At 60.0% G+C, this 21,379-nt stretch carries 22 protein-coding genes and 1 other RNA gene; 17 read left to right on the top strand and 6 right to left on the bottom strand.

Translation table 11 applies throughout. The features are described from left to right. Positions 1–138: 138 nt before the first annotated feature. Positions 139–1,035, bottom strand: coding sequence for a GlxA family transcriptional regulator (locus L6D81_RS27880; protein WP_170844884.1), 897 nt, complete (start codon positions 1,033–1,035; stop codon positions 139–141). A 246-nt stretch (positions 1,036–1,281) separates the two neighbouring features. Here L6D81_RS27880 and L6D81_RS27875 point away from each other — a divergent pair, with 246 nt between their 5' ends. Then, positions 1,282–2,418: an acyl-CoA dehydrogenase family protein gene (locus L6D81_RS27875; RefSeq protein ID WP_221398075.1), complete on the top strand. Its 1,137-nt coding sequence runs from the start codon at positions 1,282–1,284 to the stop codon at positions 2,416–2,418. A 47-nt stretch (positions 2,419–2,465) separates the two neighbouring features. On the opposite strand, the gene L6D81_RS27870 is transcribed toward L6D81_RS27875, so the two are convergent. Beyond that, positions 2,466–3,506, bottom strand: a complete 1,041-nt coding sequence (locus L6D81_RS27870; RefSeq protein ID WP_236182787.1) for an NADP(H)-dependent aldo-keto reductase — start codon at positions 3,504–3,506, stop codon at positions 2,466–2,468. Between the two features lie 244 nt (positions 3,507–3,750). Between L6D81_RS27870 and rplM the strand changes: the two genes are divergently transcribed. The 7 genes from rplM (at position 3,751) to L6D81_RS27835 (ending at position 8,636) form a co-directional block, all read left to right on the top strand. Continuing rightward, positions 3,751–4,179, top strand: a complete 429-nt coding sequence (rplM, locus tag L6D81_RS27865; RefSeq protein WP_003228062.1) for a 50S ribosomal protein L13 — start codon at positions 3,751–3,753, stop codon at positions 4,177–4,179. A 14-nt stretch (positions 4,180–4,193) separates the two neighbouring features. Further along, complete coding sequence (gene rpsI / locus L6D81_RS27860) at positions 4,194–4,586, top strand: 30S ribosomal protein S9 (RefSeq protein WP_007956794.1); 393 nt, start codon at positions 4,194–4,196, stop codon at positions 4,584–4,586. A 268-nt stretch (positions 4,587–4,854) separates the two neighbouring features. Beyond that, complete coding sequence (gene petA, locus L6D81_RS27855; protein WP_236182786.1) at positions 4,855–5,448, top strand: ubiquinol-cytochrome c reductase iron-sulfur subunit; 594 nt, start codon at positions 4,855–4,857, stop codon at positions 5,446–5,448. Then, the gene (locus tag L6D81_RS27850) at positions 5,448–6,659 is read left to right on the top strand and encodes a cytochrome b (protein ID WP_085684715.1); all 1,212 of its coding nucleotides are present in this window, start codon (positions 5,448–5,450) and stop codon (positions 6,657–6,659) included. Before petA ends, L6D81_RS27850 begins: the two co-directional genes overlap by 1 nt. Continuing rightward, positions 6,659–7,441 carry a cytochrome c1 gene (locus tag L6D81_RS27845; RefSeq protein ID WP_236182785.1) on the top strand — a complete coding sequence of 261 codons (783 nt, stop codon included), beginning with the start codon at positions 6,659–6,661 and terminating at the stop codon, positions 7,439–7,441. The genes L6D81_RS27850 and L6D81_RS27845 overlap by 1 nt, the downstream gene beginning before the upstream one ends. A gap of 147 nt (positions 7,442–7,588) precedes the next feature. Then, positions 7,589–8,206 (top strand): glutathione S-transferase N-terminal domain-containing protein, encoded by a 618-nt coding sequence (locus L6D81_RS27840; protein ID WP_011335872.1) that lies wholly within the window; start codon positions 7,589–7,591, stop codon positions 8,204–8,206. 16 nt (positions 8,207–8,222) lie between these two features. After that, complete coding sequence (locus L6D81_RS27835; RefSeq protein WP_007956787.1) at positions 8,223–8,636, top strand: ClpXP protease specificity-enhancing factor; 414 nt, start codon at positions 8,223–8,225, stop codon at positions 8,634–8,636. A gap of 51 nt (positions 8,637–8,687) precedes the next feature. On the opposite strand, the gene L6D81_RS27830 is transcribed toward L6D81_RS27835, so the two are convergent. The 4 genes from L6D81_RS27830 to L6D81_RS27815 form a co-directional block, all read right to left on the bottom strand. Further along, a complete protein-coding gene (locus tag L6D81_RS27830) occupies positions 8,688–9,266 on the bottom strand; it encodes a BON domain-containing protein (RefSeq protein ID WP_236182784.1) in 579 nt (192 codons plus the stop codon). Beyond that, the gene (locus L6D81_RS27825; RefSeq protein WP_007928463.1) at positions 9,263–9,856 is read right to left on the bottom strand and encodes a phosphoheptose isomerase; all 594 of its coding nucleotides are present in this window, start codon (positions 9,854–9,856) and stop codon (positions 9,263–9,265) included. Before L6D81_RS27825 ends, L6D81_RS27830 begins: the two co-directional genes overlap by 4 nt. Positions 9,857–9,958: 102 nt before the next feature. After that, complete coding sequence (locus tag L6D81_RS27820) at positions 9,959–10,321, bottom strand: YraN family protein (RefSeq protein ID WP_236182783.1); 363 nt, start codon at positions 10,319–10,321, stop codon at positions 9,959–9,961. Next, a complete protein-coding gene (locus L6D81_RS27815; protein WP_236182782.1) occupies positions 10,321–12,132 on the bottom strand; it encodes a penicillin-binding protein activator in 1,812 nt (603 codons plus the stop codon). The genes L6D81_RS27820 and L6D81_RS27815 overlap by 1 nt, the downstream gene beginning before the upstream one ends. A gap of 177 nt (positions 12,133–12,309) precedes the next feature. On the opposite strand from L6D81_RS27815, the gene rsmI reads away from it, so the two are divergent. From rsmI to mraY, 9 genes are all read left to right on the top strand, one after another. Next, on the top strand, positions 12,310–13,215 hold the full coding sequence (gene rsmI / locus L6D81_RS27810) for a 16S rRNA (cytidine(1402)-2'-O)-methyltransferase (RefSeq protein WP_236182781.1): 906 nt from the start codon (positions 12,310–12,312) through the stop codon (positions 13,213–13,215). Positions 13,216–13,288: 73 nt separating this feature from the next. Then, positions 13,289–13,642: RNase P RNA component class A (rnpB, locus tag L6D81_RS27805), an RNA gene on the top strand. A gap of 403 nt (positions 13,643–14,045) precedes the next feature. Further along, complete coding sequence (gene mraZ, locus L6D81_RS27800) at positions 14,046–14,501, top strand: division/cell wall cluster transcriptional repressor MraZ (RefSeq protein WP_007917012.1); 456 nt, start codon at positions 14,046–14,048, stop codon at positions 14,499–14,501. Then, complete coding sequence (rsmH, locus tag L6D81_RS27795; RefSeq protein ID WP_373874357.1) at positions 14,498–15,445, top strand: 16S rRNA (cytosine(1402)-N(4))-methyltransferase RsmH; 948 nt, start codon at positions 14,498–14,500, stop codon at positions 15,443–15,445. Before mraZ ends, rsmH begins: the two co-directional genes overlap by 4 nt. Next, entirely contained in the window at positions 15,442–15,735 is a 294-nt protein-coding gene (gene ftsL / locus L6D81_RS27790; RefSeq protein WP_236182780.1) for a cell division protein FtsL, read from the top strand. The genes rsmH and ftsL overlap by 4 nt, the downstream gene beginning before the upstream one ends. Then, complete coding sequence (locus L6D81_RS27785) at positions 15,735–17,474, top strand: peptidoglycan D,D-transpeptidase FtsI family protein (RefSeq protein ID WP_236182788.1); 1,740 nt, start codon at positions 15,735–15,737, stop codon at positions 17,472–17,474. Before ftsL ends, L6D81_RS27785 begins: the two co-directional genes overlap by 1 nt. Next, a complete protein-coding gene (locus tag L6D81_RS27780; RefSeq protein ID WP_163976425.1) occupies positions 17,474–18,937 on the top strand; it encodes a UDP-N-acetylmuramoyl-L-alanyl-D-glutamate--2,6-diaminopimelate ligase in 1,464 nt (487 codons plus the stop codon). The genes L6D81_RS27785 and L6D81_RS27780 overlap by 1 nt, the downstream gene beginning before the upstream one ends. Next, a complete protein-coding gene (locus L6D81_RS27775) occupies positions 18,930–20,297 on the top strand; it encodes a UDP-N-acetylmuramoyl-tripeptide--D-alanyl-D-alanine ligase (protein WP_236182779.1) in 1,368 nt (455 codons plus the stop codon). The genes L6D81_RS27780 and L6D81_RS27775 overlap by 8 nt, the downstream gene beginning before the upstream one ends. Further along, positions 20,297–21,379, top strand: coding sequence for a phospho-N-acetylmuramoyl-pentapeptide-transferase (gene mraY, locus L6D81_RS27770; protein ID WP_007956769.1), 1,083 nt, complete (start codon positions 20,297–20,299; stop codon positions 21,377–21,379). The genes L6D81_RS27775 and mraY overlap by 1 nt, the downstream gene beginning before the upstream one ends.

Below are 21,379 nucleotides of genomic sequence, written 5' to 3'. Positions count from 1 at the left end.
TGGTGAGTGAGTCGGTCTTGATCTACAACCGTGAGCGTCCGCATCTGTCGTTGAAATACAAAACGCCCGATGCGATGCATCGGGCGTTGGGGTGAAACAGGTGTAAACCTATTTCAGGACTAGACACTGGTCGGATCGTCAGGCAGCTTGCTGGAACTGCTGCCGGTACTGGTTCGGCGACAGTTCGGTGTGCTGGCGGAACAGGCGTGCGAAGAAGCTCGCATCGTCGTAGCCGACTTCGTAGCTGATGGTCTTGATGCTCTTGCGACTGCCGGAGAGCAAGCCCTTGGCAGTCTCGATGCGCAGCCGTTGCAGATAGTGCAGCGGCTTGTCGCCGGTGGCCGTCTGGAAGCGGCGCATGAAGTTGCGGATGCTCATGCCGTGCTCGCGGGCCACGTCTTCGAAGCGGAACTTGTCGGCGAAATGCTCTTCGAGCCAGTGCTGAATCTGCAGGATGATCACGTCCTGGTGCAGCTTCTGGCCGCCGAAGCCGATGCGTCCCGGGGCGTAGCTGCGCTGCACTTCATAGAGAATGTCGCGGGCCACCGCCTGGGCCACGTTGGCGCCGCAGAAGCGTTCGATCAGATAAATGTAGAGATCGCAGGCGGAGGTGGTACCGCCGGCGCAATACAGGTTGTCGGCGTCGGTCAGGTGCTTGTCCTGATTGAGATAGACCTGCGGAAAACGCTCGGCGAAGGCATTGAAGAAGCGCCAGTAGGTGGTCGCTTCCTTGCCGTTGAGCAATCCGGCCTCGGCGAGCCAGAACACCCCGGTGGCCTCGCCGCAGAGCACGGCGCCCCGGGCATGCTGTTCGCGTAGCCACGGCAGGATCTGTGGATAACGCTGGCACAGCGTATCGAAATCGTCCCAGAAGGCCGGGAGGATGATGACGTCGGCGTTTTCCAGGCCGCCGTCCACCGGCATGATCACGTCACTGAAGCTGTTCACCGGTTTGCCGTCGGGGCTGACCAGGCGGGTTTCGAACGCCGGAGTCAGGCCGTGGCCCAGTTGTTTGCCGTAACGCAGGCTGGCCAGATGGAAGAAATCCTTGGCTTGCATGAGGGTGGAAGCGAAAACCCGGTCGATCGCCAGGATGCTGACGCGCCGCAAGGGCGTGGAGACTTGCTTGGACATAATTCAACTTTTGTTTTTATAAGGGAAAGTGGTCACCAGACGGCTGGATCGTCTTATTTTTTGTCGGATGTGTCCAGTGTCCTGTATCGGAAGCGAGGCTTAGTCTCTGAAGGTCTGATCCCTCCAACAATAAAGAAAAGGTGACGCATGATTCCCAGAACCTTGTTCAGCTCCGAGCACGAATTGTTCCGCGACAGCGTACGAACATTCCTCGAAAAAGAGGCCGTGCCGTTTCACGGGCAATGGGAAAAGCAAGGCTACATCGACCGCAAACTGTGGAACAAGGCGGGGGAGGCGGGGATGCTCTGCTCGCATTTACCGGAGGAATATGGCGGGCTGGGGGCGGACTTTCTCTACAGTGCGGTGGTCATCGAGGAAGTGGGGCGGTTGGGTCTGACCGGCATCGGTTTCTCGCTGCATTCGGACATCGTTGCACCGTACATCCTGCATTACGGCAGTGAGGCGCTGAAGCAGAAATACCTGCCGAAACTGGTCTCCGGAGAGATGGTCACCGCGATCGCCATGACCGAACCGGGCGCCGGTTCCGACCTGCAAGGGGTCAAGACCACGGCGGTGCTGGATGGCGACGACTATGTGATCAACGGTTCGAAAACTTTTATCACCAATGGCTTCCTGGCGGATCTGGTGATCGTCGTCGCCAAGACCGATCCCAAAGCTGGCGCCAAAGGCACCAGCCTGTTTCTGGTGGAGGCGAACACGCCGGGCTTCGACAAGGGCAAACGCCTGGAGAAGGTCGGAATGAAGGCGCAGGACACGTCGGAATTGTTCTTCCAGGACGTGCGCGTACCGAAGGAAAACCTCTTGGGTCAGGCCGGGGCGGGATTTGCCTATCTGATGCAGGAGCTGCCGCAGGAACGTTTGACCGTGGCGATTGGCGGTCTGGCTTCAGCCGAGGCGGCGCTGCAGTGGACGCTGGATTACACCCGCGAGCGCAAGGCGTTCGGCAAGTCGATTGCCGACTTCCAGAATACCCGCTTCAAACTGGCGGAAATGGCCACCGAGATACAGATCGGCCGGGTGTTCGTCGATCGGTGCCTGGAGCTGCACCTGCAAGGCAAACTCGACGTGCCGACAGCGGCGATGGCGAAGTATTGGGGAACCGATCTGCAATGCAAGGTGCTCGATGAGTGCGTGCAACTGCATGGTGGCTACGGTTTCATGTGGGAATACCCGGTGGCCCGGGCCTGGGCGGATGCGCGGGTGCAGCGGATCTATGCGGGCACCAATGAAATCATGAAGGAGATCATTGCGCGGTCGCTGTAATGCAGCGTGATCGTTCCCACGCGGGTGGGAACGATCATCGTCCTGGATTACGGCGCCGGATTCGGGTGATCCTTGTGAATCGCTTCGATTCCTTCCAGCACTTCCTTCGACAGTTTCAGCTCGTAACTGGCAATGTTGCTGTCCAGTTGCTCCAGCGTCGTCGCCCCGATGATGTTGCTGGTGACGAACGGTTGCTGGTTCACAAACGCCAGGGCCATTTGCGCCGGATCCAGGCCGTGTTCACGGGCCAGTGCCACATAACGGCTGCACGCCGCTTCCGATTGCGGGTTGAAGTAGCGACTGAAGCGGCTGTAGAGGCTCAGGCGGCCTTTCGGTGGACGCGCCCCGCCTTCGTACTTGCCCGACAGGAAACCGAACGCCAGCGGCGAATAGGCGAGCAGGCCGCATTGTTCGCGGATGGCGATTTCCGCCAGACCGATCTCGAAACTGCGATTGAGCAGGTTGTACGGGTTCTGGATCGACACTGCGCGAGGCCAGCCACGGGCTTCGGCCAGGGCGAGAAAACGCATGGTGCCCCACGGGGTCTCGTTGGACAGACCGATGTGACGGATCTTGCCCGCCTTCACTTGCTCATCGAGTGCTTCGAGGGTGTCTTCAAGCGGCGTCAGGTTGGCTTCGGTCTGGTGTTTGTAGCCCAGCTGTCCGAAAAAGTTGGTGCTGCGCTCCGGCCAGTGCAACTGGTAGAGATCGATGTAGTCGGTCTGCAGGCGCTGGAGGCTGGCGTCCACGGCCTCGGTGATGTGCTGGCGGTTGTGGCGCAGGTTCTTGTCGCGGATGTAGTCGATGGTGTTGCCGGGGCCGGCGATCTTGCTGGCGAGGATCCAGTCGGCGCGATCGCCGCGGCTCTTGAAGTAATTGCCGATATAGCGCTCGGTGGTGGCGTAGGTTTCGGCTTTCGGTGGCACCGGGTACATCTCGGCGGTGTCGAGGAAATTGATCCCGGCCTCTTTTGCCCGTTCGATCTGGGCGAAGGCTTCAGCTTCAGTGTTTTGCTCGCCCCAGGTCATGGTGCCGAGGCAGATTGCACTCACGTTAAGGTCGGTACGGCCTAGCTGGCGATAGTCCATCGGGTGCTCCTTGGGCAAAACAAGCATAAAAGCAGGTTGAAATTTTTTTCGCAATCTGCATAATTGCCGACCTCTTTCTGCAGTGGAAGTGATGCCCCGCCGCCGAAGAATCTTGCCGTTGAACGGACGCGCCGACCCGAGCCCCCGAAAGCGTCTGTATCCGGCTGCCTTTGACTTGTCAAAGTACGCACTATTCAGTAAGATCCGCCGTCTTATTTACAGGCGGCCCCTGAGGCTATAAAGAATGAAAACTTTTACTGCTAAACCGGAAACAGTAAAGCGCGACTGGTTTGTCGTCGACGCTGCTGGTCAGACCCTGGGTCGTCTGGCCACCGAAATCGCGAGCCGTCTGCGTGGCAAGCACAAGCCTGAGTACACTCCTCACGTTGACACCGGCGACTACATCGTCGTGATCAACGCCGAGCAGATCCGTGTTACCGGCGCTAAAACCACTGACAAAATGTACTACTCCCACTCCGGTTTCCCGGGCGGTATCAAGTCGATCAACTTTGAAAAACTGATCGCCAAGGCCCCTGAGCGCGTGATCGAGACCGCGGTTAAAGGCATGCTGCCTAAAAACCCGCTGGGTCGCGACATGTACCGTAAGCTGAAAGTCTATGCGGGCGCTGCACACCCTCATACTGCTCAGCAGCCCCAAGAACTGAAGATTTAACGGAATAGTTCATTATGTCGGCGACTCAAAATTACGGCACTGGCCGTCGCAAGACCGCAACCGCACGCGTTTTCCTGCGTCCGGGTACTGGTAACATCTCCATCAACAACCGCTCCCTGGACACGTTCTTCGGTCGCGAAACTGCCCGCATGGTAGTTCGTCAGCCGCTGGAACTGACTGAGACTGTCGAGAAATTCGACATCTACGTCACCGTCATCGGTGGTGGTGTAAGTGGTCAGGCTGGCGCAATCCGCCACGGCATCACTCGCGCTCTGATGGACTACGACGAAACCCTGCGCAGCGCTCTGCGCAAAGCTGGCTTCGTTACCCGCGACGCCCGTGAAGTTGAACGTAAGAAAGTTGGTCTGCGTAAAGCGCGTAAGCGTCCGCAGTACTCGAAGCGTTAATTTCGCTTCCACGTTCAAAAAGAACGCCCGATTCCTCACGGAACCGGGCGTTTTTTTATGCGTGCGATTTCTTGAATAATTGCGCTGTGACAACTTGCCACATTCGTAGACCCCCTATACTACAAGGCTTGAGGGCCAGCCCTCCGGGTAATTACCTTGTCAGAATTGGGGGTTTTCATTACCATTCGGCAAAATTTTTATAAGTACATAGTTTCAATTTAGTAGACGCCTGATTTAACAGGCCACAAAGCTGATGGGAGAGGACTGAATGAGCAATGACGGCGTGAATGCAGGCCGGCGTCGCTTCTTGGTAGCAGCCACATCCGTGGTGGGTGCTGCAGGAGCGGTGGGGGCTGCGGTCCCGTTCGTGGGGTCATGGTTTCCCAGTGCCAAGGCGAAAGCCGCCGGGGCACCGGTGAAAGTGAATGTCAGCAAAATCGAGCCAGGACAGCAGATGATTGCTGAATGGCGCGGCCAGCCGGTGTTCATTGTCCGCCGTACCGAGGAAATCCTGGGGAATCTCAAAAAGATCGAAGGCCAGCTCTCCGATCCGACCTCCAAAAACTCCACGCAACCCCCTTATGTCGACCCTGAAGTGCGTTCGATCAAGCCGGAAATCCTGCTGCTGATCGGGATCTGCACTCACCTGGGTTGCTCACCGACCTTCCGTCCCGAAGTGGCACCCGCAGATCTGGGCAAAGACTGGGTAGGCGGTTATTTCTGCCCTTGCCACGGTTCTCACTACGATCTGGCTGGCCGCGTCTACAAGTCGCAACCTGCGCCTTTGAACCTGCCAGTACCCCCGCATTCCTATGAGACCGATGACCTGATTGTCATTGGCGTCGATACGGAGAAAGCGTGATGAGCAAGTTCATGGATTGGGTTGATGCGCGCTTCCCCGCCACCAAGATGTGGGAAGACCATCTCAGCAAGTATTACGCTCCAAAAAACTTCAACTTCTTCTACTTCTTCGGCTCGCTGGCGCTGCTCGTTCTGGTCAACCAGATCGTCACCGGTGTCTGGCTGACCATGAGCTACACCCCATCGGCGGAAGAGGCCTTCGCTTCCGTCGAATACATCATGCGCGACGTCGAGTACGGTTCGATCTTGCGCCTGCTGCACTCCACCGGCGCTTCGGCGTTCTTCATCGTGGTCTATCTGCACATGTTCCGTGGCCTGCTCTACGGTTCGTACCAGAAACCGCGTGAGCTGGTGTGGGTCTTCGGCATGCTGATCTATCTGGCGCTGATGGCCGAAGCCTTCATGGGGTACCTGCTGCCGTGGGGTCAGATGTCCTACTGGGGCGCCCAGGTGATCATCTCGCTGTTCGGTGCGATCCCGGTCATCGGCAACGACCTGACCCAATGGATTCGTGGTGACTACCTGATTTCCGGGATCACCCTGAACCGCTTCTTCGCCCTGCACGTGGTCGCGCTGCCGATCGTGATTCTCGGTCTGGTGGTGCTGCACATCCTGGCGTTGCACGAAGTCGGCTCGAACAACCCGGACGGCGTGGACATCAAGAAGCACAAAGACGAAAACGGTGTGCCGCTGGACGGTATCGCTTTCCACCCGTACTACACCGTGAAAGATATCGTCGGTGTGGTGGTGTTCCTGTTTATCTTCTGCTTCATTGTGTTCTTCTTCCCGGAAATGGGCGGATACTTCCTCGAAAAGCCTAACTTCGAGCAAGCCAACCCGTTCAAGACTCCTGAGCACATTGCGCCGGTCTGGTACTTCACACCGTTCTACGCGATCCTGCGTGCGGTCCCTGACAAGCTCATGGGCGTTATCGCCATGGGGGCGGCGATTGCGGTGCTGTTCGTCCTGCCGTGGCTCGACCGCAGCCCGGTCAAGTCGATGCGCTACAAAGGCTGGATGAGCAAGATCTGGCTGGTGGTGTTCTGCATTTCGTTCGTGATTCTCGGCATTCTGGGCGTTCTGGCCCCGACGCCAGGCCGTACGCTGCTGTCGCAGGTCTGCACCTTCCTGTACTTCGCTTACTTCATTCTGATGCCGTTCTACACCAGGCTCGAGAAGACCAAACCGGTTCCGGAAAGGGTGACTGGCTGATGAAAAAGTTATTTTGTGCTCTGATTTTTGCTGCTCTGCCAGTGCTGTCTTTCGCGGCCGAACACGGCGGTCCGGAACTGGAAAAGGTCGACATCGACGTTTCTGACAAGGCTGCCCTGCAGGATGGTGCCCGCACCTTCGCCAACTATTGCATGGGTTGCCACAGTGCCAAGTTCCAGCGTTACGAGCGTGTGGCCGATGACCTCGGCATTCCGCACGAACTGATGCTGGAAAAACTGGTGTTCACCGGCGCCAAGATCGGTGATCACATGAACATCGGCATGCAGCCGGCTGACGCCAAGACCTGGTTCGGTGCAGCGCCGCCGGACCTGACGCTGGTGGCTCGTGTCCGTGGCACCGACTGGCTCTACGGTTACCTCAAGTCGTTCTACGAAGATCCTGCGCGTCCGTGGGGCGTGAACAACAAGGTCTTCCCGAACGTCGGCATGCCTAACGTGCTGGTCGGCCTGCAAGGCCGGCAGGTCGTGGGTTGCAAGCAGGTACAGATCGTCGAAGACGGCAAGAAACAATATGACCCGCTGACCGGCACGCCTCTGACTCATGAAGCGTGTGATCAGTTAACCATCGTGCCGAAAACCGGAACCCTCAACGAAGAGCAGTTCGATGAGAAGGTCAAGAATCTGGTAACCTTCCTGGCTTACTCGGCTAACCCGGTTAAGCTGCAACATCAGCGCATCGGTACTTATGTCTTGCTGTACCTGGCGTTCTTCTTTGTGTTCGCCTACCTGCTCAAGCGTGAATACTGGAAAGACGTGCACTGATAACGCTTCAAGCAATTGCTGTTAATCGCGCGCGCCCAAGGGCGCCTCTGAAGCGCAACGTCTGGTTCGCCAGCCGTTGCGGGAGGCGCCCTCTGGGCGCGCGCGTTTTTCCGGCTCCGACTATTTCAACAAGCGAGGAGGATCGCCATGGGCGTGACCAATCGGTTGGCCTGTTACTCCGACCCCGCCGACCACTATTCCCACCGAGTGCGCATCGTGCTTGCAGAGAAGGGTGTCAGCGCCGAAATCATTTTTGTGGAGGCTGGTCGTCAGCCGCCTAAACTGATTGAAGTGAACCCTTACGGCAGTCTGCCCACGCTGGTCGATCGTGACCTGGCATTGTGGGAGTCGACCGTGGTGATGGAGTATCTGGATGAGCGTTACCCGCATCCGCCATTGATGCCTGTGTACCCGGTGGCGCGTGCCAACAGCCGTCTGCTGATTCATCGCATTCAGCGCGACTGGTGTGGTCTGGTGGATCTGATTCTGGATTCGCGCACCAAGGAAGCGGCTCGCGCCGTGGCGCGCAAGGAATTACGCGAAAGCCTGACGGGTGTGTCGCCGCTGTTTGCCGACAAGCCGTTTTTCCTCAGCGAGGAACAAAGTCTGGTGGATTGCTGCCTATTGCCAATACTCTGGCGTTTGCCGATTCTGGGTATAGAACTGCCGCGGCCGGCCAAGCCGCTGCTTGATTATATGGAGCGTCAGTTTGCGCGTGAGGCTTTCCAGGCGAGTCTGTCTGGTGTCGAACGCGACATGCGCTAAGGCTTAAGGAGCCGCTATGAACTCCAGTCGACCTTATCTGGTCCGCGCGCTCTACGAGTGGATTGTGGATAACGATTGCACCCCGCACATGCTGGTCAATTCCGAGTACCCGGCAGTGCAGGTGCCACAGGGATTTGCCAGTGACGGGCAGATTGTCCTGAACATTTCGCCAAGTGCCGTGCGGCATTTGCACATGGACAACGACGTGGTGACCTTCGAAGGTCGCTTCGGCGGCGTCCCGCACAGCCTGTACGTGCCGATTGCTGCAATTCTGGGGATCTATGCCCGGGAGAACGGGCAGGGCATGGTGTTCGATCTGGAGTCGCCGATGGATGACGAAGACGAGATCGAACAGGATGACGATGTTCCGCCACCGGACAGCGAGCCGCCGCGCCCAAGCGGCCGGCCAAGTCTTAAAGTGGTGAAGTAATAAAAAAGGCGATCCGGTTGGATCGCCTTTTTTATGCCTGCATTTTGCGGGTCAGTCGATGTATTCGAACAGCTTCACAATCTTCTGCACGCCGGAAACGCCCTGCACCAGATTGGTCGCCTGGGCGGCTTCCTGTCTGGTCAGCAGGCCCAGCAGGTAAACGATGCCGTTCTCGGTCACGACCTTGATGCGCGAGCCGGGAATGCTGGCGTCGGTGAGCATCTGGGTCTTGATCTTGGTGGTCAGCCAGGCGTCGTTCTGGCGGGCCAGTAGCGAGGAGGGTTGCAGCACTTGCAGTTCGTTGTGGACTTTCTTCACGCGCTGAACGTTGGCGGCGGCCTGTTCGGCTTTCTCCTTGAGGTCTGCGCGCGGGGTCTGGCCGGCCAGTAGCACGACGCCGTTGAAGCTGGTGACGACGATGTGCGAGTCGTTGTCGAGGGCTGGATCGGCCTTGGCCACGTTAACGCCAACTTTGGTTTCGATCAGCGAGTCATCGATCTTGCTGCCGAAAGTGCGGGTGCCGCGGTCGTCTTCGATCGGCGCTTCACGGCTGGCATTCACCACCGAGGTGCAGCCGCTGATACCGAGGCACAGGGTCAAGGCCAAAAGGCCAAGGCGATTAGGGGTCATTCTTCACTCCCGAACAGTTGGCTGTCGATCAGATCGCAAAGGCAATGGATCGCCAGCAAGTGGACTTCCTGAATACGTGCGGTGACGTTGGCCGGTACGCGAATCTCGACGTCTTCGGGCAGCAGTAGCGAAGCCATGCCACCGCCATCGCGTCCGGTCAATGCTACGACAATCATTTCGCGATCATGTGCGGCCTGGATCGCCTGAATAATGTTCGCCGAGTTGCCGCTGGTCGAAATCGCCAGCAACACGTCCCCCGGCTGGCCGAGTGCGCGGATCTGCTTGGAGAACACTTCGTTGTAGCTGTAGTCGTTGGCGATCGAAGTGATGGTCGAGCTGTCGGTGGTCAGCGCGATCGCCGGCAGGCTGGGGCGCTCGCGCTCGAAACGGTTGAGCAGTTCCGAGGAGAAGTGCTGGGCATCGCCAGCCGAGCCGCCGTTGCCGCACGAGAGCATTTTCCCCTCGTTGAGCAGGGCGTTGACCATCACCTGGCTGGCTTGCTCGATGTGCGGTGCAAGTACGTCCATCGCCTGTTGCTTGGTGTCGATGCTGGCCTGGAAAAGCTGGCGAATTCGGGATTGCATGTCCATCTGTGTGACCTTAATTAGCGCGGCTGTCCGGCACGTGAATGTGCAGCCCGCAAAGCAAAGAGCAAAAATATTGAGTGAAAGTGTCCGGGGCGGAGCAGGCGGTCAACTGTCGAACGCATTCTGCAACCAGTTCAGCTGACCTTGGTGGCTGTCGATGGCCACCACGTCGAAGCGGCAGGGGGAATTGGCCCAACGCGACTCGCGCTGAAGAAAATACTGTGCGGCGAAAATCAGTTTCTGCCGTTTGCGCCCATCGATGCTGTCGAGTGCGCCACCCCATTGAGTGTTCTTTCGGTAACGGACTTCGACGAATACTACTGTATCGCCATCAAGCATGACCAGATCAAGCTCACCGCGTTTGCATAACCAGTTCTGCGCCAGCAGGCGCAGACCCTGGTGTTGCAGATGCTCGAGCGCCTGGCGCTCGGCATCCTTGCCGCTTTGCAGGTGTGAGCTGTCGGGCATCAGCGTGGAGTGTCCGGCAGGCGCTGGATCTGACCGCTGACGAACTGTGCCCATGGCAACTGACGCACAACGCGCTGGGACTGGGTCATGCTCAGGCTGCCCGATTGACCTTCGATGCGGCTGTCCGGCAGTGCCTTCAATTGATCTAGGCGGGGTGCCAGGCGATAGGCGTCGACGCCCATTGCATACAGGCGACCCAGGCTGCCGGCGGCTTGCGGCCATTGCGCGGTGACCTGCTGACGCAGTGGATCGCTGGTTTCCAGCAGCCACGGAGTTTCGCAGAAGCGCACACCGTTCATGTCGTTGTACTGATTGATGTCACCGCTGGCGCTGAATACGTGGGAGGTCGCGTAGACCGGCACGTCACCGGCGTACTGGAAGTTCAGGGTCGGCTTGATCTGCTGTGCCTGTTGCGGTGTGGCGGCGAGAAAGATGAATTCGATGTCCTGGCGACGCGAAGGCTGGGCCGCAACGTTAGTGCCGACGGCATTCTGCAGGCTCTTGGCGCGGGCTTCGCTCTGACGCAACTGGAACATGTCGGCGATCTGCTGGGCCAGTTGCACCGGTTGATCGACACGCTCGGTGGCGACGATGCTGCCGCCGTTGGCTTGCCAGTCCTGGCTGAAGGCGCGCAGCACACGGTCGCCCCATTCGCCTTTCGGCACCATGACGGCGGCGCGGTGCAGGCCGTCGGCGCGGGCGCGGCGGGAGACTTCGCGGGCCTCGTCTTCAGCGGCCAGACCGAACTGGAACAGCTGTGCCGGGCCTTGATCGCCTTCGCTGTAGTTCAGGGCGAGGGTGGTAATCGGCAGTTGCGGACGAGTGCTCAACTGTTTGACCAGCGGCTTTTCCAGCGGGCCGACGACCAGTTGCACGCCTTCGGCCTGGGCCTTGCGGTAGAACTCGTCAAGGTTGGTCAGTTTCGAGCTGTCATAGAACTCGATGGCCGGTGGTTTCTGGCCGGCTTGCTGAGCCTGATAGTGCGCGGCCATGAAACCGTCACGCAGGGCCCTGCCGACCGAGGCCAACTGGCCGTCCTGCGGCAGCAGCAGGGCGATCTTGCTCAGGGGCTGGCTGGCCAGTTCCTTGAGTTTGGTCAGAGGCAGCGGCAGATTGATCGCGGCCGGGTGCTTCGAATGCTGGTTGCGCCAGTTGTCGATGGCTGCTTGCTGCTGTTCCAGTGTTCCGGCGGTTTTTACCGCCAGGGCCAGGCTCATCCAGCCACCGAGGTCATCGGTGGTGTTCGCTTGCAGCTGATCGGCCGGCAGCGACGCAATCAGGGTCCAGATCGCTTCGTGGTTCTTGCTGGCGGCTTCGCCTTCCAGCATCGGCGCGATGAAGATGCGCTCGCGGGCGGCCGCCAGGGTTTGGCCGTCGGCTTCAAGGGCGCGGGCGTGAACGGTGCCGGCGCGAACTTGCAGCGGTACCGACATTTCGCTCAGTCGTTGCAGGCTTGGATGGCTCAAGGCGGTCAGCGCGGCTTTCGGCTGGTTGCGGGTCATGGCCAGTTCAGCAGACAGCGTGCTGGCGAATGCCTGCTGGCCTGGCTGGAGTTGTTCCATCGGCACCTGTTGCAGGATTTGCGCGGACTGTCCGGCATTGCCCTGGCGGTAAGCCATGTCTGCCGCACTCAGGCGCAGCAGCGCAGCCTTGTCCGGCGACTTGGCCTGAGTGGCCTGTTCGAGCAGTTGCTCGATGGTGGCATCCGGGGTCCGTGGAAGTTCGCCAAGGCTGGAAGAAGGGGAGCTGGCGCAGGCCGCCAGCAAGGCAGCGAGGCAGAGGGCAGTGAACAGCCGCAGGCAAGCGATCATGTAAGTGTTCCTGATACTCGATCAAATTAGCGTCGAATTGTACCCAAGCACTGGCCGGGGCGCGATGTTACTGGCGTGAAACCGTCAATTTAGCTGATACAAAGAGTGCGCAGCCTCACAATGGTGCGACAAACCTTGTCAGGCCCGGACGCTTCGTCCGGCGCGCGACGCGCTACAATGGCGGCTTTTACCGATCATGAGGTGTGCGCTTTGACTGCTCCAGGTCCTTTGAATTCCGCTGCGGGCTCGCTTTATGTGGTGGCGACGCCCATTGGCAACCTGGATGACATCAGCGCCCGGGCGTTGAAGATTCTGCGCGAGGTGGCGCTGATCGCCGCCGAAGATACGCGCCATTCCCAGCGCCTGATGCAGCATTTCGGCATTGCCACGCCGCTGGCAGCCTGTCATGAGCACAACGAGCGGGACGAAGGCAGTCGATTCATCACCCGTCTTCTGGCAGGTGACAACGTCGCGCTGATTTCCGACGCCGGTACGCCGCTGATTTCCGATCCCGGTTATCACCTGGTGCGTCAGGCGCGTGCTGCGGGGATCAATGTGGTGCCGGTGCCAGGTGCGTGCGCGTTGATCGCGGCGTTGTCGGCTGCCGGTCTGCCGTCCGACCGCTTTATCTTCGAGGGTTTTCTGCCTGCGAAGGCGGTGGGGCGCAAGGCGCGTCTGGAGGCGATCAAGGAAGAACCGCGCACGCTGATTTTCTACGAGGCGCCGCATCGCATTCTGGAATGCCTGCAGGATATGGAGGCGGTGTTCGGCGCTGATCGTCCTGCATTGCTCGCTCGTGAAATCACCAAGACCTTTGAAACACTCAAGGGATTGCCGCTGAGCGAGTTGCGGGCATTCGTCGAGGCCGACAGCAATCAGCAGCGTGGCGAATGCGTTGTGGTGGTGGCGGGCTGGACCGCGCCGGAATCCGAAGACGCCGTCAGCAGCGAGGCGATCCGCATCCTCAATCTTTTGCTGGAAGAGATGCCGCTCAAGCGCGCGGCGGCTCTGGCGGCGCAAATCACCGGCGAGCGCAAAAACGTGCTGTATCAGGTGGCGCTGGAGCAGCAAAAAGACGCGTAACCCGTCGCGCAGACCGGCTTGCGGGCTATTAGCGCTTGTTCTTCGGCCGCTCTGCCGTTAACCTGCGCGGCGGAGAGTCGATCGGACAGTCGCTGCCCTCTATGAAAATTAGGGGGGGGAGGAAAGTCCGGGCTCCATAGGGCGAAGTGCCAGGTAATGCCTGGGAGGCGTGAGCCTACGGAAAGTGCCACAGAAAATAACCGCCTAAGCGCTTCGGCGCCGGTAAGGGTGAAAAGGTGCGGTAAGAGCGCACCGCACGTCTGGCAACAGTTCGTGGCTAGGTAAACCCCACTTGGAGCAAGACCAAATAGGGTCCCAAGGCGTGGCCCGCGCTGGGACCGGGTAGGTTGCTAAAGATGTCCAGTGATGGCCATCGTAGACGAATGACTGTTCAAGACAGAACCCGGCTTACAGATCGACTCTCCACCTTTTTCTTTTCCCTGCTTGAATTTAAGGCGACAGGGCTGTTTATTATCAGCAGGCCTGCGCTGGAAACCCGGCAGCGGCAAACGCAGTAATAGCCATTTCCCACCTTGCTTCAATCAACAGCAGAAGCGCTTTTGTAATACCGAAAAAATCTTACTCTTAACAAATTACTTTAACTTTCGAGCGCAGCTTTCAGTGCTGTCTCAAGTTATTGGATAAAAGCATCCGCCAGATTCTCGTTGCTCCTCCTTTTATGCTCCTAAATCTCCGTTCTGTAAGGGTTTTCCTTTAATCCGCGCCTTGACGGTGTGGTGGGCGCATTCCTATAGTGTGCGCAAGTGGCGGAAAGTGGCATGAAGTGGGTTTTTTGAGCTCAAAACGATAAAAATTGGAGAAACGCAGACGTGTTTCGCGGAGCTAACGCTATCAGTCTCGACGCAAAGGGCCGTCTCGCCATGCCGAGCCGGTACCGTGACGAGCTCGATTCGCGCAGTTCCGGCCAGTTGATCGTGACCATCGACGCCGTTGATCCGTGTTTGTGTGTCTACCCGCTCGATGAGTGGGAAATTATTGAAACCAAGTTGCGCGCGCTTCCTTCGCTTCGCGAAGAGAACCGTCGTCTGCAACGTTTATTGATTGGTAATGCCGTTGACCTTGAGCTCGACGGCAGTGGTCGTTTCCTGGTGCCGCCGCGCCTGCGCGAATACGCAAAGCTCGATAAGCGCGCGATGCTGGTGGGCCAACTGAACAAGTTCCAACTGTGGGACGAAGATGCCTGGAACGCGGTTTCTGCCGCTGACCTGGCTGCCATACAACAACCGGGCGCCATGCCTGACGAACTGCGTGATCTGATCCTGTGACTATTGATAGCGGCTTTAACCACATCACCGTACTGCTTGACGAAGCCGTCGAGGCTCTCGCCGTACGTCCTGATGGCTGCTATCTGGACGGCACGTTCGGTCGTGGCGGGCACAGTCGGTTGATCCTGAGCAAGCTCGGGCCGGACGGTCGGCTCATCGGATTCGACAAGGATCCTCAAGCGATTGCTACCGGGCAAACGCTAGCGGCCGAAGACGGCCGCTTTGTCGTTGTGCAGCGCAGCTTTGCCGAGCTCGGCTCGGTGGTTGCCGAACAGGGTCTGACAGGCAAGGTCAGCGGCATTCTGCTGGATCTGGGCGTGTCTTCGCCGCAGCTCGATGATGCCGAGCGCGGCTTCAGCTTCCTCAATGACGGCCCGCTGGACATGCGCATGGATCCGTCCCGTGGGATCAGTGCCGCCGAGTTCGTCAACACCGCGCCGGTGGAAGAAATCGCCCGTGTCTTCAAGGAATACGGAGAAGAACGTTTCTCCGGTCGCATGGCCCGTGCCGTGGCCGAGCGTCGTGACATCACGCCGTTCGAGCGCACCGCCGATCTGGCCGAAGTCCTGAAAGTCGCCAACCCGGCGTGGGAAAAGGGCAAGAACCCGGCGACCCGCGCATTCCAGGGCCTGCGCATTCACGTCAACAACGAGCTGGGCGATCTGGAAGCGGGCCTCGAAGCTGCGCTCGAATGCCTGGAAGTGGGCGGCCGTCTGGTCGTGATCAGCTTCCACTCGCTGGAAGACCGTATCGTCAAACTGTTCATGCGCAAGCTGGTGAAAGGCGAAGCCGACAACCTGCCGCGCAACCTGCCGGTTCGTCACGTTGCGTTCGAACCGAAAATCAAAATCCATGGCAAAGCGCAGACGGCCTCCGACGCCGAACTCAAAGCCAACCCGCGTTCCCGGAGCGCCGTCATGCGCGTCGCGGAGAAGCTGCGGTGAGCAAGCTTTTCGCCAAGCCACTGCCCGGCGGCAGCTTTTTCATGCTGCTGCTGTTCATCGGCGTGCTCGTATCGGCCATCGGTGTGTCTTACAGCGCCCACTGGAACCGGCAGTTGCTCAACACCCTGTACAGCGAATTGAGCGTGCGCGACAAGGCGCAGGCCGAGTGGGGGCGCCTGATCCTGGAGCAAAGTACCTGGACCGCCCACAGCCGGATCGAAGTGCTGGCCACCGAGCAACTCAAGATGCACATCCCCGGCGCGGCTGACGTGAAGATGGTGGCGCCATGATGAAACTCGAAGGGGCACTCTTCCCGTGGCGCTTCCGTCTGGTGGTCGGTCTGCTGGGTATGATGGTGGCCGCGATCTGCTGGCGCATCATCGACTTGCAAGTGGTCGATCGCGACTTCCTCAAAGGTCAGGGCGACGCGCGCAGTGTTCGTCACATTCCGATTCCGGCGCACCGTGGCCTGATCACCGACCGAAACGGCGAACCGCTGGCCGTCAGTACGCCGGTGACCACGCTGTGGGCCAACCCCAAGGAAATGCAGGCTGCCAAAGAAAAGTGGCCAGCACTGGCCGCCGCGCTGGGGCAGGATCCGAAAGCCCTGGCCGAACGTCTCGAAGCCCAGGCCACCAAAGAATTCATTTATCTGGTGCGCGGGTTGACCCCCGAGCAGGGCCAGGCCGTGCTCGATCTGAAAGTCCCGGGCGTCTACGGCATCGAAGAGTTCCGCCGGTTCTACCCGGCCGGTGAAGTCACCGCGCACATGGTCGGGTTCACCGACATCGATGACCACGGTCGTGAAGGCGTCGAACTGGCCTACGATGAATGGCTGGCCGGCGTGCCCGGCAAGCGGCAAGTCATCAAGGATCGGCGCGGTCGGCTGATCAAGGATGTCCAGGTCACCAAAAACGCCAAGGCCGGCAAGCCCTTGGCGTTGTCGATTGACCTGCGTCTGCAATATCTGGCCAACCGCGAACTGCGCAACGCGATCATCGAGAACGGCGCCAAGGCCGGCAGTCTGGTGATCATGGACGTGAAGACCGGTGAGATCCTCGCCATGGTCAATCAGCCGACCTACAACCCGAACAACCGTCGCAACCTGCAGCCGGCGATGATGCGTAACCGGGCGATGATCGACGTGTTCGAACCCGGTTCGACCATGAAGGCGATCTCGATGAGCGCCGCGATCGAAACCGGCCGCTGGAAACCGAGTGACACCGTCGAGGTGTATCCAGGCTCCCTGCAGATCGGCAAGTACACCATCAAGGACGTTTCCAGGACCGAAGGTCCGGTACTCGACCTGACCGGCATTCTGATCAATTCCAGTAACGTCGGCATGAGTAAAATCGCGTTCGATATCGGCGGCGAAACCATTTTCCGCCTCGCCCAGAAAGTCGGTCTCGGCCAGGACACCGGTCTCGGCTTCCCGGGCGAACGTGTCGGCAACCTGCCGAATTACCGCGAGTGGCGCAAGGCCGAGACCGCGACGCTGTCGTACGGCTACGGTATTTCGGTGACCGCGATCCAGCTGGTGCATGCGTTCTCGGCGCTGGCCAACAACGGTCGCCTCGCGCCGCTGACGCTGATCAAAACCGACAAGGCGCCGCAGACCACCCAGGTGCTGCCGGAGGCCGTCGCGAAAACCATGCAAGGCATGCTGCAACAAGTGATCGAAGCCCCGCGCGGCGTGTTCCGTGCGCAGGTGCCGGCGTATCACGTGGGCGGCAAGTCCGGTACCGCGCGTAAAACATCGGTCGGCACCAAGGGCTACGCCGAAAACTCTTACCGTTCGCTGTTCGCCGGGTTCGGCCCGATGAGCGATCCACGTTATGCAATCGTCGTGGTGATCGATGAGCCGACCAAGGCCGGTTACTTCGGTGGTCTGGTCTCGGCGCCGGTGTTCAGCCGTGTGATGTCGGGCACTCTGCGCCTGATGAACGTCACCCCGGACAACCTGCCGACCACACAACAGGCCAACGCCACCCCGGCCGTTCCGCTGAAAGCCAATGGAGGGCGCGGCTGATGTCTCTGAGTCTGAACAAGATTTTTCCCCACGCCGGCCACGATCTGTTGATCCGTGAACTGGCACTCGACAGTCGCAATGTACGCGCGGGTGACCTGTTCCTCGCGGTGCCGGGCGGCAAGTTCGACGGGCGTGCGCACATTGCTGATGCCCTGCAGCGCGGTGCTGCTGCCGTGGCCTATGAAGTGGAAGGCGCCACCGTGCTGCCGATCACCGAAGTGCCGCTGATTCCTGTGAAAGGTCTGGCAGCACAGCTGTCGGACATCGCCGGGCGTTTTTACGGTGAGCCGAGTCATCACCTGAACCTGATCGGCGTGACCGGCACCAACGGCAAGACCAGCGTAACCCAATTGGTGGCGCAGGCCCTGGATCTGCTCGGCCAGCATTGCGGCATCGTCGGCACCCTTGGCTCAGGTTTCCATGGCGCGCTGCAAAGCGGCCTGCACACCACGCCGAATCCGATTGCCATGCAAGCGACCCTGGGCGACCTGAAAAAGGCCGGTGCCAAAGCCGTGGCCATGGAGGTTTCGTCCCACGGTCTGGATCAGGGGCGGGTGACCGCGCTGGCATTCGATGTAGCGGTGATGACCAACCTGTCCCGCGATCACCTGGATTACCACGGCACGATGGAGGCCTACGCCGAAGCGAAGGCCAGGCTGTTTGCCTGGAATGACCTGAAGTGCCGTGTCGTTAATCTCGACGACGATTTCGGCCGGCAACTGGCCGCTGAAAAGCGTGAGTCGCGGCTGATCACTTACAGCCTGCTCGACAGCAGCGCCTACCTCTATGTGCGTGAGGCGCAGTTCGACGACGAAGGCGTGCGCGCCACGCTGGTGACTCCGCAGGGCGAGCGCCATCTGCGCAGCACGCTGCTCGGTCGTTTCAACCTGAGCAACGTACTGGCCGCTGTCGGCGCCTTGCTCGGTCTGGACTATGCCCTCGACGAAATCCTCAAGGTGCTGCCGAAGCTCGAAGGCCCGGCCGGACGCATGCAGCGTCTCGGCGGCGGCACTCAGCCGCTGGTGGTGGTCGATTACGCCCACACCCCGGACGCGCTGGAAAAAGTTCTGACCGCGTTGCGCCCGCACGTCAAAGGTCAACTGCTGTGCCTGTTCGGCTGCGGCGGTGATCGTGATCGCGGCAAGCGTCCGTTGATGGCCGAAGTGGTCGAGCGTCTGGCCGACCGCGTGCTGGTCACCGACGACAATCCGCGCACCGAAGACCCGGCGGTGATTTTCGATGACATCCGCGCCGGTTTCACGGCCGTGGACAAGGTGACGTTCGTGGCCGGTCGCGGCCAGGCCATCGCACAACTGATTGCCGGCGCTTCGGCCGACGACGTGATTGTTCTGGCTGGCAAAGGTCACGAGGACTATCAGGAAATCAACGGCGAGCGTCACGCATTCTCTGATCTGGTCGAGGCTGATCACGCCCTGACCGCGTGGGAGGTGGCCCATGCTTAAGGCCCTGAAACTCAGCGAATTGACCAACGCGCTCGATGCCCGTCTGATCAGCGCCGACGCCACTTTTGACGGCGTGAGCATCGACAGCCGCGCGATCAAGGCTGGTCAGCTGTTTACCGCTCTGACCGGCCCGCGTTTCGACGGTCATGACTATCTGAATGAAGTTGCTGCCAAAGGCGCCGTTGCGGCGCTGGTCGAGCGCGAAGTCGCCGACAGCACGTTGCCGCAATTGCTGGTCAAGGACACCCGCCAGGCCCTCGGCCAGTTGGGTGCGTTGAACCGGGCCGCGTTCACCAAACCGGTCGCAGCAGTCACCGGTTCCAGTGGCAAGACCACGGTCAAGGAAATGCTCGCGAGCATCTTGCGTACGCGCGGTCCGGTGCTGGCGACCCGTGGCAACCTGAATAACGATCTGGGTGCACCGCTGACCCTGCTCGAACTGGCCCCGGAACATACGGCGGCCGTGATCGAGCTGGGCGCCTCGCGTCTGGGTGAAATCGCCTACACCGTGGGGCTGACCAGGCCGCATGTGGCGATCCTGAACAATGCCGGCACAGCACACGTCGGTGAGTTCGGCGGCCCGGAAAAAATCGTCGAAGCCAAGGGCGAGATCATCGACGGGTTGGCGACCGATGGTGTCGCCGTGCTCAATCTTGATGACAAGGCCTTCGGCATCTGGAAGATTCGCGCCGGCGCCCGCAAGGTGCTGACCTTTGCCCTGAGCAACACGCAGGCGGATTTTTACGCCAGCGACCTGGCCACCGATGCCCGTGGCTGCCCGGCGTTCAACCTGCACAGTCCTGAAGGTGTGGAACGGGTTCAACTGAACCTGCTCGGCACCCATAACGTCGCCAACGCCATGGCCGCCGCCGCTGCCGCTCACGCCTTGGGCGTGTCGCTGTTCGGCATTGCCACCGGGCTTGGCGCGGTACAACCGGTCAAGGGTCGCACCGTCGCGCAACTGGCGAAAAACGGCATGCGCGTGATCGATGACACTTACAACGCGAACCCCACCTCGATGTGCGCGGCCGTTGATATACTCGCCGGCTTTTCCGGCCGCACCGTTCTGGTGCTCGGGGATATCGGCGAGTTGGGCGACTGGGCGGAGCAGGGGCACCGCGACGTCGGCGAATACGCCCGGGGCAAGGTATCCGCGCTTTACGCCGTCGGGCCGAACATGGTCCACGCCGTGAACGCATTCGGTAACGAGGCGCAGCACTTCGGCACCCAAGCCGAACTGATCCAGGCCCTCGGTGCCGAGCAGGACACAAACACCACCATTTTGATCAAGGGTTCGCGCAGCGCAGCGATGGAAAACATCGTTGCGGCCCTGTGCGGGTCCAGTCTGGAGAAACATTAATGCTGCTGCTGCTAGCGGAGTATCTGCAACAGTTCTACAAAGGCTTCGCGGTCTTCCAGTACCTGACCCTGCGCGGGATCCTCGGTGTGCTGACCGCGCTGGTCTTGTCGCTGTGCTACGGCCCGTGGATGATCCGCACCCTGCAGAACCGTCAGATCGGCCAGTCCGTTCGTAACGACGGCCCGCAATCGCACCTGTCCAAATCCGGTACGCCGACCATGGGCGGCGCGCTGATCCTGTCTTCGATCGGTGTCAGCACACTGCTGTGGGCTGACCTGAGCAACCGCTACGTGTGGGTCGTGTTGCTGGTGACCCTGCTGTTCGGCGCCATCGGCTGGGTCGACGACTACCGCAAGGTGATCGAGAAGAACTCCCGTGGTCTGCCGAGTCGCTGGAAATATTTCTGGCAGTCGGTGTTCGGCCTCGGTGCGGCGATCTTCCTTTATATGACTGCCAGCACGCCGGTGGAAACCACCCTGATCCTGCCGATGCTCAAGGACTACAGCATTCCGCTGGGCGCCGGCTTCATCGTCCTGACTTACTTCGTGATCGTCGGTTCGAGCAACGCGGTCAACCTGACCGATGGCCTCGACGGTCTGGCGATCATGCCGACAGTGATGGTCGGCGGTGGCCTGGGCATTTTCTGCTACCTCTCGGGTAACGTGAAATTCGCGGAATACCTGCTGATCCCGTACGTACCGGGCGCAGGCGAGCTGATCGTGTTCTGCGGCGCGCTGATCGGTGCCGGCCTGGGCTTCCTGTGGTTCAACACCTACCCGGCGCAAGTCTTCATGGGCGACGTCGGCGCACTGGCGCTGGGCGCCGCCCTGGGCACCATCGCGGTGATCGTCCGTCAGGAAATCGTCCTGTTCATCATGGGCGGCGTGTTCGTGATGGAGACCCTGTCAGTCGTCATTCAGGTTGCGTCCTTTAAGCTGACCGGTCGCCGTGTGTTCCGCATGGCGCCGATCCATCACCACTTTGAACTCAAGGGCTGGCCCGAGCCACGCGTGATCGTCCGTTTCTGGATCATCACCGTGATTCTCGTGCTGATCGGCCTTGCCACCCTGAAGCTGAGGTAG

The sequence above is a fragment of the Pseudomonas sputi genome (assembly GCF_021603585.1).
GTDB classification, from domain to species: domain Bacteria; phylum Pseudomonadota; class Gammaproteobacteria; order Pseudomonadales; family Pseudomonadaceae; genus Aquipseudomonas; species Aquipseudomonas sputi.
The sequence above is the reverse complement of the archived record's forward strand: the minus strand, read 5'-3'. Positions and strand labels throughout refer to the sequence as shown.

Coding starts and splice junctions, on each gene's coding strand:
- L6D81_RS27875 (WP_221398075.1), top strand. CDS start 1,282: ATGATTCCCAGAACCTTGTTCAGCTCCGAGCACGAATTGTTCCGCGAC.
- L6D81_RS27870 (WP_236182787.1), bottom strand. CDS start 3,506: ATGGACTATCGCCAGCTAGGCCGTACCGACCTTAACGTGAGTGCAATC.
- rplM (WP_003228062.1), top strand. CDS start 3,751: ATGAAAACTTTTACTGCTAAACCGGAAACAGTAAAGCGCGACTGGTTT.
- rpsI (WP_007956794.1), top strand. CDS start 4,194: ATGTCGGCGACTCAAAATTACGGCACTGGCCGTCGCAAGACCGCAACC.
- petA (WP_236182786.1), top strand. CDS start 4,855: ATGAGCAATGACGGCGTGAATGCAGGCCGGCGTCGCTTCTTGGTAGCA.
- L6D81_RS27850 (WP_085684715.1), top strand. CDS start 5,448: ATGAGCAAGTTCATGGATTGGGTTGATGCGCGCTTCCCCGCCACCAAG.
- L6D81_RS27845 (WP_236182785.1), top strand. CDS start 6,659: ATGAAAAAGTTATTTTGTGCTCTGATTTTTGCTGCTCTGCCAGTGCTG.
- L6D81_RS27840 (WP_011335872.1), top strand. CDS start 7,589: ATGGGCGTGACCAATCGGTTGGCCTGTTACTCCGACCCCGCCGACCAC.
- L6D81_RS27835 (WP_007956787.1), top strand. CDS start 8,223: ATGAACTCCAGTCGACCTTATCTGGTCCGCGCGCTCTACGAGTGGATT.
- L6D81_RS27830 (WP_236182784.1), bottom strand. CDS start 9,266: ATGACCCCTAATCGCCTTGGCCTTTTGGCCTTGACCCTGTGCCTCGGT.
- L6D81_RS27825 (WP_007928463.1), bottom strand. CDS start 9,856: ATGGACATGCAATCCCGAATTCGCCAGCTTTTCCAGGCCAGCATCGAC.
- L6D81_RS27820 (WP_236182783.1), bottom strand. CDS start 10,321: ATGCCCGACAGCTCACACCTGCAAAGCGGCAAGGATGCCGAGCGCCAG.
- L6D81_RS27815 (WP_236182782.1), bottom strand. CDS start 12,132: ATGATCGCTTGCCTGCGGCTGTTCACTGCCCTCTGCCTCGCTGCCTTG.
- rsmI (WP_236182781.1), top strand. CDS start 12,310: ATGGCGGCTTTTACCGATCATGAGGTGTGCGCTTTGACTGCTCCAGGT.
- L6D81_RS27785 (WP_236182788.1), top strand. CDS start 15,735: ATGAAACTCGAAGGGGCACTCTTCCCGTGGCGCTTCCGTCTGGTGGTC.
- L6D81_RS27780 (WP_163976425.1), top strand. CDS start 17,474: ATGTCTCTGAGTCTGAACAAGATTTTTCCCCACGCCGGCCACGATCTG.
- L6D81_RS27775 (WP_236182779.1), top strand. CDS start 18,930: ATGCTTAAGGCCCTGAAACTCAGCGAATTGACCAACGCGCTCGATGCC.
- mraY (WP_007956769.1), top strand. CDS start 20,297: ATGCTGCTGCTGCTAGCGGAGTATCTGCAACAGTTCTACAAAGGCTTC.